The organism is Faecalibacterium hattorii (assembly GCF_003287455.1).
Classification (GTDB): domain Bacteria; phylum Bacillota; class Clostridia; order Oscillospirales; family Ruminococcaceae; genus Faecalibacterium; species Faecalibacterium hattorii.
This window is the reverse complement of the sequence record NZ_PRLC01000013.1, coordinates 52,040-64,197: the sequence shown is the minus strand read 5'-3', so window position 1 is coordinate 64,197 and position 12,158 is coordinate 52,040. Positions and strand designations below refer to the sequence as shown.

Annotated in this window: 9 protein-coding genes and 2 tRNA genes; 4 read left to right on the top strand and 7 right to left on the bottom strand. The window is 59.2% G+C overall.

The window, feature by feature from the left end; all coding sequences use genetic code 11:
- Positions 1-25 precede the first annotated feature (25 nt).
- On the top strand, positions 26-1,816 hold the full coding sequence (gene thrS, locus C4N23_RS09830) for a threonine--tRNA ligase (protein WP_112145715.1): 1,791 nt from the start codon (positions 26-28) through the stop codon (positions 1,814-1,816).
- On the top strand, positions 1,809-1,961 hold the full coding sequence (locus C4N23_RS14065) for a hypothetical protein (RefSeq protein ID WP_181567110.1): 153 nt from the start codon (positions 1,809-1,811) through the stop codon (positions 1,959-1,961). Before thrS ends, C4N23_RS14065 begins: the two co-directional genes overlap by 8 nt.
- A gap of 69 nt (positions 1,962-2,030) precedes the next feature.
- Here C4N23_RS14065 and trpS read toward each other — a convergent pair whose 3' ends face one another.
- The 4 genes from trpS to C4N23_RS09810 form a co-directional block, all read right to left on the bottom strand.
- On the bottom strand, positions 2,031-3,092 hold the full coding sequence (gene trpS / locus C4N23_RS09825; RefSeq protein WP_055191873.1) for a tryptophan--tRNA ligase: 1,062 nt from the start codon (positions 3,090-3,092) through the stop codon (positions 2,031-2,033).
- Between the two features lie 267 nt (positions 3,093-3,359).
- A tRNA-Asn gene (locus C4N23_RS09820) sits at positions 3,360-3,436 on the bottom strand.
- Positions 3,437-3,477: 41 nt separating this feature from the next.
- Positions 3,478-3,552, bottom strand: a tRNA-Glu gene (locus C4N23_RS09815).
- Positions 3,553-3,649: 97 nt separating this feature from the next.
- Positions 3,650-4,273 carry a hypothetical protein gene (locus C4N23_RS09810; protein WP_112145713.1) on the bottom strand — a complete coding sequence of 208 codons (624 nt, stop codon included), beginning with the start codon at positions 4,271-4,273 and terminating at the stop codon, positions 3,650-3,652.
- A 651-nt stretch (positions 4,274-4,924) separates the two neighbouring features.
- On the opposite strand from C4N23_RS09810, the gene pckA reads away from it, so the two are divergent.
- Positions 4,925-6,529 carry a phosphoenolpyruvate carboxykinase (ATP) gene (gene pckA, locus C4N23_RS09805; protein ID WP_112145711.1) on the top strand — a complete coding sequence of 535 codons (1,605 nt, stop codon included), beginning with the start codon at positions 4,925-4,927 and terminating at the stop codon, positions 6,527-6,529.
- A 166-nt stretch (positions 6,530-6,695) separates the two neighbouring features.
- Positions 6,696-7,361 (top strand): helix-turn-helix domain-containing protein, encoded by a 666-nt coding sequence (locus C4N23_RS09800; RefSeq protein WP_112145709.1) that lies wholly within the window; start codon positions 6,696-6,698, stop codon positions 7,359-7,361.
- A gap of 63 nt (positions 7,362-7,424) precedes the next feature.
- Here the strand turns inward: C4N23_RS09800 and C4N23_RS09795 are convergent, their stop codons facing one another.
- The 3 genes from C4N23_RS09795 to C4N23_RS09785 all read right to left on the bottom strand — a co-directional run bounded on the left by C4N23_RS09795 (position 7,425) and on the right by C4N23_RS09785 (position 12,141).
- The gene (locus C4N23_RS09795; RefSeq protein ID WP_112145707.1) at positions 7,425-8,942 is read right to left on the bottom strand and encodes a sodium/proline symporter; all 1,518 of its coding nucleotides are present in this window, start codon (positions 8,940-8,942) and stop codon (positions 7,425-7,427) included.
- Between the two features lie 213 nt (positions 8,943-9,155).
- Complete coding sequence (locus tag C4N23_RS09790; RefSeq protein ID WP_112145705.1) at positions 9,156-9,710, bottom strand: GtrA family protein; 555 nt, start codon at positions 9,708-9,710, stop codon at positions 9,156-9,158.
- Between the two features lie 13 nt (positions 9,711-9,723).
- Complete coding sequence (locus tag C4N23_RS09785; protein WP_112145703.1) at positions 9,724-12,141, bottom strand: glycoside hydrolase family 3 C-terminal domain-containing protein; 2,418 nt, start codon at positions 12,139-12,141, stop codon at positions 9,724-9,726.
- Positions 12,142-12,158 lie beyond the last annotated feature (17 nt).

The following is a 12,158-nucleotide window of genomic DNA, read 5'->3' as shown; positions in this document are numbered from 1 at the left end:
TTCAGGTTCAAAAGGAGATTTCATTATGAAGATCATCTACAAAGACGGCCATGTGGACGAGTGCCCGCAGGATCAGGAACTGCATGTTATCCGCCATACCGCAGCGCACGTGATGGCACAGGCCATCAAGCGCCTGTACCCGGAGGCAGACTTCGCTTTCGGCCCCGCCACCGAGAACGGCTTCTACTATGACGTCGATCTGGGCGACACCAAGCTCACCGACGAAGATCTTGCCAACATCGAAAAAGAGATGCGCAAGATCACCAAGGAAAATCTGGCCATCAAGCCCTTCATTCTGCCCCGCGACGAGGCCGTGAAGCTGATGGAAGAGCGTCACGAGAACTACAAGATCGAGCACATGGCGGATCTGGCCGACGAGACCGAGTTCAGCTTCTTCCAGCAGGGCGAGTATGTCGATATGTGCATCGGACCTCACCTGACCTACACCAAGGCGCTGAAGGCCTTCAAGATCACCCAGCAGTCCGGCGCATACTGGAAGAACGACAAAGAGAACAAGATGCTGACCCGCATCAACGGCGTGGCCTTCCGCAATCAGGAAGAGCTGGAAGCTTGGGAGAAGGAGCAGCAGGAGGCCCGCGAGCGCGATCACCGCAAGATCGGCAAGGAGATGGGCCTGTTCATGACCGACGATCTGGTGGGCCGTGGTCTGCCCATGTTCCTGCCCGCCGGCTACACCGTCTGGCAGGAGCTGGAGAACTATATCAAGGCCAAGGAGCGTGCCCGCGGCTACCTGCACGTCATGACCCCCTGCATCGGCACCGTGAACCTGTACAAGACTTCCGGCCACTGGGATCACTACCGCGAGAACATGTTCCCCGCCATGGAGATGGAGGGCGAGAGCTACGTGCTGCGCCCCATGAACTGCCCCCACCACATGATGATCTACGCAAATCATCCCCACTCCTACCGTGACCTGCCCATGCGCATCGGTGAGATCGCCCACGACTTCCGTTACGAGTCCTCCGGCACCCTGAAGGGCATCGAGCGCGGCCGTCACTTCTGCCAGAACGACGCCCACCTGTTCTGCACCCCGGAGCAGATCAAGAGTGAGGTGGCCGATGTCTGCAACCTGATCTTCGAGACCTACAAGGACTTCAACATCACCGATTACCGCTGTGTGCTGTCCCTGCGTGACCCCGCCGACAAGAAGAAGTACCACGACGACGACGCCATGTGGAACCACGCCGAGAACGCCCTGCGTGAGGTGCTGACCGAGCTGGGCATCCACTTCACCGAGGAGATCGGCGAGGCCGCCTTCTACGGCCCGAAGCTGGACGTCAACGTGAAGCCCGCCGTTGGTGCCGAGTACACCCTCTCCACCTGCCAGCTGGACTTCTGCCTCCCCGCCAAGTTCCACCTGACCTATGTGGACAAGGACGGCACCGAGAAGACCCCCGTGGTCCTGCACCGCGCGATCCTCGGCTCTCTGGACCGCTTCATGGCCTACCTGATCGAGGAGACCAAGGGCAAGTTCCCCACTTGGCTGGCTCCTGTGCAGGTCAAGGTCCTGCCCGTCTCTGAAAAGACGCTGGACTACGCTGAGGCCGTCACCGAGAAGCTGGTGGAGGCCGGTATCCGCGTAGCTCTGGACGACGACAACCAGAAGATCGGCTACAAGATCCGCGCCGCACAGCAGGTGGACCGCGTGCCCTATATGCTGGTTCTGGGCGCCAAGGAAGCCGAGGCCGGCAACATCTCCGTCCGTGACCGCAAGGGCGAGACCACCACGATGGACCTCGACGCCTTCATCGCAAAGGTCACCGACGAGATCAAGAACCGCAGCTACAATGCCTGATATTGTAAAAATAGAGCTGCAAAGTGAAGAGCATCCAAACGAAGAAACCATTGCTGCCATGTTGGAAGCCGAGCGCATTGCGCGAGACCCCAATGTAAAGCATTCTGCGGATTTGGATGAACTATTTGCAGATTTGAAACGTTAAACAAACAGCGCCGCTCTCCCGTGACCGGGAGAGCGGCGCTGTTTTCTTGCATTTATATTTTACAATTTGTTACTTCAGCAAGTTATTATCCGTGAAGTAATCGATCTTCATGGACTTGCGGACATCGGCGAGGGTGGCGGCGGCGGTCTTCTCGGCCACGGCGCTGCCTTCCTTCAGGATCTCCACGACCTCCGGCAGACGCTGCTCCCACTCCTTGCGGCGGGTGCGGATGGGCTCCAGCTCGGCCTGCATGACGGCATTGAGGAACTTCTTGATCTTCACATCACCCAGACCGCCGCGCTGATAGTGGGCCTTGAGTTCGTCGAGGTTCTGGTACTCCGGCAGGAACTCGGCGAAGTGCTCCGGGCGGCTGAAGGCGTCCAGATAGGTGAAGACGGGGTTGCCCTCCACCTTGCCGGGATCCTGCACCCGCAGGTGGCCGGGGTCGGTGTACATGGACATGATCTTCTTCTTGATGTCCTCCGGCTCGTCGGAGAGGTAGATGCAGTTGCCCAGCGACTTGCTCATCTTGGCCTTGCCGTCAATGCCCGGCAGACGCAGACAGGCGGCGTTCTGGGGCAGCATGATCTCAGGCTCCGTCAGGGTCTCGCCGTAGACGGAATTGAACTTGTGGACGATCTCGCGGCACTGCTCCAGCATGGGCATCTGATCCTCGCCCGCCGGGACGGTAGTGGCGCGGAACGCTGTGATGTCGGCGGCCTGACTGATGGGGTAGGTGAAGAAGCCGACCGGGATGCTGGTCTCAAAGTTCTTCTGCTGGATCTCCGCCTTGACGGTGGGGTTGCGCTGCAAGCGGGACACCGTGACGAGGTTCATATAATAGAAGCTCAGCTCGGTCAGCTCCGGCACCATGGACTGAATGAAGATGTGGGCCTTGGCGGGGTCGATGCCCACGGCCAGATAGTCCAGCGCCACCTGCAAAATGTTCTGGCGCACCTTCTCCGGGTTGTCGGCGTTGTCGGTCAGCGCCTGTGCATCAGCGATCATGATGTAGATCTCATCGAACTTGCCGGTGTTCTGCAGCCGGACGCGCTCCTTCAGGGAGCCAACGTAATGGCCCACATGCAGACGGCCCGTGGGGCGGTCGCCGGTCAGGATAATTTGCTTCATAAATAATCTCCTTCTCTTTCAGGCTCACCTTCGTACAACCTCTCCGTCATCGCTTACGCGATGCCACCTCCCCTTGTAGGGGAGGCTCTGGCGTATCCATCCAGTTCCCGGTTTTGCCAAGGGCTCCCCTATTAGGGGAGCTGGACGCCGACAGGCGGCCCGAGAGGTTTTTTCCTTTGCTAATAAGTATAGCCCCAGTCCAATTTTCTGTCAACAAAAGGGTGGAAACAAAAGAAAAAAGCGACGGAAAAATATCCATCGCTTTGCTGGCGCCTCTTGCCTGACTCGAACAGGCGACACCCTGATTAACAGTCAGGTGCTCTAACCGACTGAGCTAAAGAGGCATCTATATAAAACGGCACAGAGCCGTTTTACTACTAAAAAATGGTGACCCGTACCGGAATCGAACCGATGTTAAAGGCGTGAGAGGCCTCTGTCTTAACCGCTTGACCAACGGGCCATACGTCCATTTTGCATCGGGCGTTCGCTCCCGACTCGATTATTTTAGCACATCGGCCGCGTTTTGTCAACAGGAAATTTCAAGTTTTTTCAAAAAATCAGAACATCTTCTGCGCCCCGCTCTTGACTGCGCCGAAGAAGACCTCCAGATACAGCCCGATGACGCTTTCCACCTCGCCCATCTCCATGCTCTGCCGCTGGGGCAGACCGGCCAGCCTCCCTTGATACAGACATCTCAGCTGGGGCAGGGCGGCATAATCGTTGGGGCGCATGAGGGTGCTGTGCTTGGGCAGGTCCAGCGAGCCGCTCTTCTGCAGCACCTCGCTGACGAACTGGGAGCAGAAATAATGGCGGCGGCGGTTCCAGCGGATATGAAACGCGCAGAGCAGCAGCCCCAGCGAGTTGAAGCGGTAGAGCTCGCCGTGGGTCATCATATGTTCGGCGCGGCGCTTGGCGCGGGCGTAGGCCTCGTCCGACACTTCCAGCGCATAGAGCGCGCAGGGGATGTTCTCCCGCAGCCGGAAGACGCCCTTGTTCAGGTATTCCCGGCTCGGCCCCGCCGGAAACATGGTGTAGCCGTTCTTCCGGGTGGAGCTGTACAGGGTATTCAGATCCTCGTCAAACGCGAGGGAGATGTGGGTATACTCCGCCCCGGTCAGTGCGTACACCAAATTCGACACCAAGGTGCCCGAACGGGTCAGGAAGATGTAGAGGGTCTTCATAAAGCAGGATTCTCCATAAAAGCGCGATGCGCGGGTTTTCTGATTTTACGTCGTTTTTACCAGTATACCACAGGTTAAAGTTCTTTGCCAGTGAAATCGCGCGAAAAGGCGGTGAAAGTTTGGCGTAACACAAGATGCCCCGCGGTTTTTGGCGGACTGCCAAGGCCTCTCACTTTGGGAGAGGTGGCATCGCGAAGCGATGACGGAGAGGGCAAGGACGGCAGCGGGAACACTTCACCTTTGCTTCGCACAGCGAGCGTAAGATAAGGCAAAACCCTTGACAACACGTTCAAAACGGGCATAACGAAAAGCCCAAAAGGTGCTGTCCCGCAATGGTGGGACCCCTTACCTAGTATCCCAGTTCGTTAAAGTTTTATCATAATTTTGTTTTTGGCAAAATATCTTTATTTTGTTCATCCCAAACCCCGGTTTTTTTCATGAAATTACCGCAAACGTCTCAGATTCTTAATGAAATTTGTTGTTTCTAACCGAAGGATTTGTTTTATCTGGTTGATTTTGGGCGTGTTTTATGTATAATGATAAACAGGAGAATACGCATCTGTATTTCTTCATCGTCTGCGCGGCCCTTTTGGCTGAGGATGTACGCGCTGTGCGATCAGAATTGAATCTGAAAGAAGAGGTATAAGTATCATGGCAAAGGTAGATCTGAGCAAGTATGGTATCACCGGCACGACTGAGATCGTGTATAACCCCTCTTATGAGCAGCTGTTTGAAGAGGAGACCAAGCCCGGTCTGGAAGGCTACGAGAAGGGTCAGGTCAGCGAGCTGGGTGCCGTCAACGTTATGACCGGTATCTACACCGGCCGCTCCCCCAAGGATAAGTTCATCGTCATGGACGAGAACTCCAAGGACACCGTGTGGTGGACCAGCGACGAATACAAGAACGACAACCACCCCGCTTCTCAGGAAGCTTGGGCTGCCGTGAAGGAGATTGCAAAGAAGGAGCTGTCCAACAAGCGCCTGTACGTCGTGGATGCTTTCTGCGGCGCAAACAAGGATACCCGCATGGCGATCCGCTTCGTCATGGAAGTGGCATGGCAGGCACACTTTGTCACCAACATGTTCATCAAGCCCACCGCTGAGGAGCTGGAGCACTTCGAGCCTGATTTCGTGGTCTACAACGCTTCCAAGGCAAAGGTCGAGAACTACAAGGAGCTGGGCCTGAACTCTGAGACTGCTGTCATGTTCAACATCACCACCAAGGAGCAGGTCATCGTCAACACTTGGTACGGCGGCGAGATGAAGAAGGGTATGTTCTCCATGATGAACTACTTCCTGCCGCTGAAGGGCATGGCTTCCATGCACTGCTCCGCCAACACCGATATGGAGGGCAAGAACACCGCCATCTTCTTCGGTCTGTCCGGCACCGGCAAGACCACCCTGTCCACCGACCCGAAGCGTCTGCTGATCGGCGACGACGAGCACGGTTGGGATGACAACGGCGTCTTCAACTTCGAGGGCGGCTGCTACGCAAAGGTCATCAATCTGGACAAGGAGTCCGAGCCCGACATCTACAACGCCATCAAGCGCAACGCTCTGCTGGAGAACGTCACGCTGGACGCTGAGGGCCACATCGACTTCGCCGATAAGAGCGTGACCGAGAACACCCGTGTGTCCTACCCCATCAACCACATCCAGAACATCGTCCGCCCGATCTCTTCTGCACCCGCAGCCAAGAACGTCATCTTCCTGTCTGCTGACGCATTCGGCGTTCTGCCCCCGGTCTCCATCCTGACCCCGGAGCAGACCCAGTACTACTTCCTGTCCGGCTTCACCGCAAAGCTGGCCGGCACCGAGCGCGGCATCACCGAGCCCACCCCCACCTTCTCCGCTTGCTTCGGTCAGGCTTTCTTGGAGCTGCACCCCACCAAGTATGCTGAGGAGCTGGTCAAGAAGATGCAGAAGAGCGGCGCAAAGGCTTATCTGGTCAACACCGGCTGGAACGGCACCGGCAAGCGCATCTCCATCAAGGATACCCGTGGTATCATCGATGCCATCCTGAGCGGTGCCATCAACGAGGCTCCCACCAAGAAGATCCCCTACTTCGACTTCGAAGTTCCCACCGAGCTGCCCGGCGTCGATCCCGCGATCCTCGATCCTCGCGACACCTATGCTGACGCTTCCCAGTGGGAGGAGAAGGCAAAGGATCTGGCTGGCCGCTTCATCAAGAACTTCGCAAAGTACGAAGGCAACGAGCACGGCAAGGCTCTGGTCTCCGCCGGCCCCCAGCTGTAAGCTGAACCCAGCATTTTTCTTCTGAACTCCATATAAAACGATCCCCGCCCTGTGTTCATTGACCGAGCACAAGGCGGGGATTTTTGCGTGACGACGCTGGTAAACGAAGCGTCGGTTGCGTTTTGGAGCCGGGTATGCTATCCTGTCCTCAAAGGATGTGAACCGTATGAACGCCAAAGATTTCGGGGCCTTTCTGGCCCGGACCCGCAAGGCCTGCGGGCTGACGCAGGCCGATCTGGCCGCACAGCTGCATGTGACCGACAAAGCCGTCAGCCGCTGGGAGCGGGGCGTCGGTCTGCCGGACATCAACACGCTGGAACCACTAGCAGATGCACTGGGCCTGACGCTCTCCGACCTGATGCACTGCCGCGACCCGCAGGAAACGTCTCTGCCGGACGCCGAACCCACACTGGAAGATTTCCTGACCATGCTCCGCCGTCCGCATCACATCGACTGGCACTCCATCCGGGCCGCGCTGCTCTGCCTGAGCATCCTGCTGGCCGTCTGGGGCGTATGCTTCCACCCCGGTGTTCTTGTCGTTCACTGGCACGGCCTTGGCAATGGAGATTTCCGAGCGGACGGCTGGATGCAGTCCCTCCTGATCTTTCCGCTACTTCTGGCGCTGGAGTGTTTCTCTCTGAACCTTTGGCGTCTCTTTGAACAGACCGGATATTTTCGCCACTGGGGCGAGTGGGATGCAGTCCTTACAAATTCGCTTGATTTTCTCTCCCCCGGCGTCTGCCTTGTAAAGTTCGCACTGGATTATTTCTTCTTTTTCTGCTGCGGGCTGACGGTGCCGTTTTGTGAGGTCCTCCTGATCGTGATGAATTGATTTTTCCGGATACAAAATGAGCCTTTGCGTTTTCTGCAAAGGCTCATTTCTTATTTTTCCTCTTTACTTCGCTGCCTCGAACTCCGCTTCGATCTCCTCGGAAGGTGCCGGGGTGACGAGGCTGACGACAAAGCAGACGACCAGCGAGGTCAGGAAGGCGGGCAGCAGCTCATAGATGCCGAAAATGCCGCCCAGCGGGCTGATGAGGTACTTCCAGACGAAGACCATCAGGCCGCCGCAGAGCATCCCAGCCAGAGCGCCCTGCCAGTTGCAGCGCTTCCAGAACAGCGCACAGAGGACGACCGCGCCGAACGCGCCGCCGAAACCGGCCCACGCGAAGCTGACGATGCCGAAGACGCTGGAATCCGGGTCGCGGGCCAGCACCACGCCCACCACGCTGACGCAGATGATGGTCAGGCGGGCGGCAAACAGGCTCTGCTTCTCGCTGAGCTTGAGGTGGGCGAACTCCTGCAGGATGTTCTGGGAGACGCTGGACGCTGCCGCCAGCATCTGACTGTCGGCGGTGGACATGGTCGCAGCCAGAATGCCCGCCAAGATCAGGCCCGCCAGAACGGCCGCCAGCATGCCGTGGCCGCTGATAAGGCTGGCGATGCGGACGATGAGGGTCTCGCTGGACGAACCGCCCAAGAACTCCAGCGCACCGGCCTTGGTCATGCCGAGGCCCACCACACCGATGACGATGGAGGCCGTCATCGCGATGACCACCCACACCGAGGCGATGCGGCGGCTGAGGACCAGCTTCTTCTCATCCTCAATGGCCATGAAACGGAGCAGGATGTGGGGCATTCCGAAATAGCCGAGACCCCACGCCATCGTAGAGACGATGTCCAGCAGACTGTAGGAGGTGGCTGTGTTGGCGGCCGCGTCGTGGCTGGCCATCATGGTCAGGTAGCCGGTCAGGCTCTGGGCGTTGGTCACCACGGCGTCCCAGCCGCCCGCCGCGCCGATGCCGTACACCAGCACAGCCACCAGCGCCAGCGACATGACGATGGACTGGATAAGGTCGGTGGTGGTCACGGCGCGGAAACCGCCCAGAATCGTATAACCCACGATGACGAGGGCCGACACCAGCATCGCCGCCATGTAGTCCACCCCGAACAGGCTGTGGAACAGCTTGCCGCAGGCCGCAAAGCCGGAGGCCGTGTAGGGCACGAAGAAGACGATGATGATGACCGCGCCCAGCGCGTTGAGCAGGTTGCGCTGGTCATGGAATCGCAGCGACAAGAACTGCGGCACCGTGATGGCGTCCAGATTGGCCGAGTACCGCCGCAGCCGCCGGGCCACGATCAGCCAGTTCAGCCATGTGCCCACCGCAAGGCCGATGGCCGTCCAGCCGGGCGAGGCGATGCCGGTCAGGTACGCGAGGCCGGGCATCCCCATCAGCAGCCAGCTGGACATATCGCTGGCCTCGGCGCTCATGGCCGTGACCAGCGGGCCCATCTTGCGGCCGCCAAGGTAGAAGTCGGTGCTGTCGTTGTTGGATTTGCTGTACGCAAACCCGACGAGCAGCATTGCCACCAGATAGACAACGATGGTAACAATGATACAGATGTTGCTCATATACTTTCCCCTTTCCCATATAAGGTTGCTCTGATTTTACCACACTAAAGCACAGAAGTGCAAGCCTTTTTGGAAACTTCGGCCCTATCCGCAAAAAGTCCGCGATGGGCGGACAAAAAATCCGCAAAACGACAACAAAACGCCCGGTTCCTGCACGGTACCGGGCGTTTTGTTCTATGGAGAAATGATAATGATGAAGGAGAAACGCACTGTTTAGTTCTTCTTGGCCTCGCCTTCGGGGAAGATGATCTTATTGACGAAGAAGAAGATGATCATCGAGATGCCGCCGTTCAGGACGGTGGTGCCGATGTTGTAGATGAAGTCGGGCACCAGCAGACCGGCCACCGCGACCCAGATGCAGTTGATGGAGTTGACAATGCAGGTGATGACGCAGAAGGCCAGCACATACCATGCGATCTGCTTGCCGAGGTTGCCCTTGCTGCGGAAGACGAAGCTGCGCTGGATCGGGAAGTTAATGCACTCGCCGATGACCATAGCGATCATGTAAGCGCAGAAGTAGGGCAGACCGCCGTGAGCGGCGTCATAGCCGAGGATGTTCCACTTGAAGGTCTCGCCGAACAGGGTGATGTCGATGCCCGGCCAGCCGAAGTCCACCACCGGCAGACTCTTGAACGCTGCAGGCAGGAACTGCAGCAGCAGATACTTGAAGACGGTGATGAGGTTCGACACGATGACGAACAGACCGCCCTCACGCACCCATTTGGCAGCCGCCGGGTGCTTGGCGGCAAAATCATTCCAGAAGTTCATACTTACTTCCCTTTCAGCTGTTTTTCAGGCGGTTTTCCATCTGCGCGTTGAGGACGATGTTCTTCACGGCCTCCACGATGACCCGCAGCAGACCGATGATCCAGAAGCCCTGTGCTTCCATCACGATGCCGTCCACCATGCCCATGCTGATGGCACCGTTGGTCATCTTGGCCAAGGCACGCAGCGGCATATTGTACTGGAACAGGATGTTCAGATCCGGCTTGCCGCGCTGAATGCTCCGCCGCAGCAGCTGCCCCAGCACCGCCGCAACGATCCAGCCCAGCGGGCTGCGGCCGTGGCCCAGCTCGCCCAGCGTCATATTGCGGTCGATCTTGATCTTATCCTCCGGGATGGGGCGGCCCAGCAGGGCGGCAAACTCCTCATCGGAGACCTGCGTGACCTCGCCGGTCCGGTAGTGGGGCAGCTCGACGCTCTGGTAGGGGTTCGGGGCCCCGGTGCCCAGCACCGTGATCTCGCCGGTCAGGCAGATGTCATCGCTGGAAGCGCCCACACGGATCAGGTACTTGCCGCCCTCGACCTCCCAGCCATCGGTGGTGATATTCCAATAACGGAACGCCTTATCGTCCAGCGGGATGGTGACGGTCTTGCTCTCGCCAGCCTCCAGCCAGACCTTTGCAAACCCCTTCAGCTCCTGTGCGGGGCGGAAGATCTTGGCGTCGGGCTTGGCCACGTAGAGCTGCACGATCTCGGCACCGGCGCACCTGCCGGTGTTGGTCACGGTCAGAGTCACGCCGTCGGCAGCGGCTTTGAGGCCGCTGTAGGCGAAGGTAGTGTAGCTCAGGCCGTAGCCGAAGGGGAAGGCCACAGGCTTGCCCGCCGTCTCAAAGTAGCGGTAGCCCACATACAGGCCCTCGCGGTACTGCACGGTGCGGCCCTCGCCCGCGAAGTGATCCTTCACCGGGGAATCGTCGTAGCCGTTCACCCACGTTTCGGCCAGCTTGCCGCTGGGGCAGACCGCGCCGGTGAGCACGTCCACCAGAGCGCCCGCGCCCGCCTGACCGCCGAGGCAGCCGTAGACCAGCGCCTTGCAGTCCCGCAGCCACTCCGTTTCCAGAGAAGAACCCGCGCTGAGCAGGACGATGACGTTCGGGTTGACGGCGGCAACGGCTGCCAGCAGGTCCAGTTGGCTCTGCGCCAGCTTCATGTTGGAGCGGTCGATGCCCTCGCTCTCCTTGATCTCGTCCAGACCCATGCAGAGCAGAACGACGTTGGCGTTCTGCGCCAGCGCCACGGCTTCCTGCTTCAGGGTGTCGTTTGCCTTGCCCTGCCGCTCAAAGCCCTGCGCATAACCCGCGCTCACAAGGCCGCTCTCGGTCAGACAGTCGAGGAAGGAATCCACTTTGATGGAGTTGACGGCACTGGAACCGGCCCCCTGATACCGGGGCGTCTTGGCGAAGTCGCCGATGACGGCCACCTTCTCGCCCGCTTTCAGAGGCAGGATGCCGCCCTCATTCTTGAGCAGAACGATGCTCTCCCCCGCCGCGCGGCGGGCCAGCGCATGATGGGCGTCGGCGTCAAAGGTGCGGGGGGCCGCTTCGACGGCGGCCTTGGTGTCCAGCACCAGCTCCAGCAGCTCGTCCAGCCGGGCGTCCACGTCCGCTTCCGAAATTTTGCCGCTCTCCACGGCCTTCATCAGCTCCCGGACGGAGTCGTCGCCGGGGAAGGGCATCTCCAGCGTGGAGCCGTTCTTCACGCCGAGGGCGTGGTCGTTGGAGCCGCCCCAGTCGGTGACGACGGCACCCTCGAAGCCCCAGTCCTTCCGCAGGATGTCCTTGAGCAGATGGGCGTTCTCGTTGGCATAGGTGCCGTTGATGAGGTTGTAGGAGGACATGATGGTCTTCGGCTTTGCCTCTTTGACCACGATCTCAAAGCCGGTGAGGTAGATTTCCCGCAGGGTGCGCTCGTCCACGATGGAGTCGCTGGCCATCCGGCGCAGCTCCTGACTGTTCACCGCGAAGTGCTTGGGGCAGGCCGCGATGCCGTTCTTCTGGATGCCGCGGACATAGCCCGCCGCCATTTTACCGGCCAGATAGGGGTCCTCAGAGAAATACTCGAAGTTGCGGCCGCACAGCGGGCTGCGCTTGATGTTCAGGCCGGGGCCCAGCAGGACCGAAACTTCCTGCGCGGCGGCTTCCTCGCCCATGGCCTCGCCGACGGCCTCGCCCAAGGCGGGGTCCCAGCTGTTTGCCACGGTGGCGGACGTCGGGAAGCAGGTTGCGGGCACGCTGGGGTTCAGGCCCAGATGGTCCGCCGCGCCCGCCTGTTTGCGCACGCCGTTGGGGCCGTCCGACAGGGTGATGGAGGGGACGTTTTTGCCCGGCAGCGCGCGGGTGTCGAACACCGTCCCGCCGGAAAGCAGGGCGCATTTCTGTTCCAGATCCAGTGTTTGAATGATGTCTGCGTGTTTCATCGCATTTTCCTCTTTGT

Excerpts from the sequence above, each read along its gene's own strand:
- thrS (WP_112145715.1), top strand. The coding sequence starts at position 26 with ATGAAGATCATCTACAAAGACGGCCATGTGGACGAGTGCCCGCAGGAT.
- C4N23_RS09810 (WP_112145713.1), bottom strand. The coding sequence starts at position 4,273 with ATGAAGACCCTCTACATCTTCCTGACCCGTTCGGGCACCTTGGTGTCG.
- C4N23_RS14065 (WP_181567110.1), top strand. The coding sequence starts at position 1,809 with ATGCCTGATATTGTAAAAATAGAGCTGCAAAGTGAAGAGCATCCAAAC.
- C4N23_RS09795 (WP_112145707.1), bottom strand. The coding sequence starts at position 8,942 with ATGAGCAACATCTGTATCATTGTTACCATCGTTGTCTATCTGGTGGCA.
- trpS (WP_055191873.1), bottom strand. The coding sequence starts at position 3,092 with ATGAAGCAAATTATCCTGACCGGCGACCGCCCCACGGGCCGTCTGCAT.
- C4N23_RS09790 (WP_112145705.1), bottom strand. The coding sequence starts at position 9,710 with ATGAACTTCTGGAATGATTTTGCCGCCAAGCACCCGGCGGCTGCCAAA.
- C4N23_RS09785 (WP_112145703.1), bottom strand. The coding sequence starts at position 12,141 with ATGAAACACGCAGACATCATTCAAACACTGGATCTGGAACAGAAATGC.
- pckA (WP_112145711.1), top strand. The coding sequence starts at position 4,925 with ATGGCAAAGGTAGATCTGAGCAAGTATGGTATCACCGGCACGACTGAG.
- C4N23_RS09800 (WP_112145709.1), top strand. The coding sequence starts at position 6,696 with ATGAACGCCAAAGATTTCGGGGCCTTTCTGGCCCGGACCCGCAAGGCC.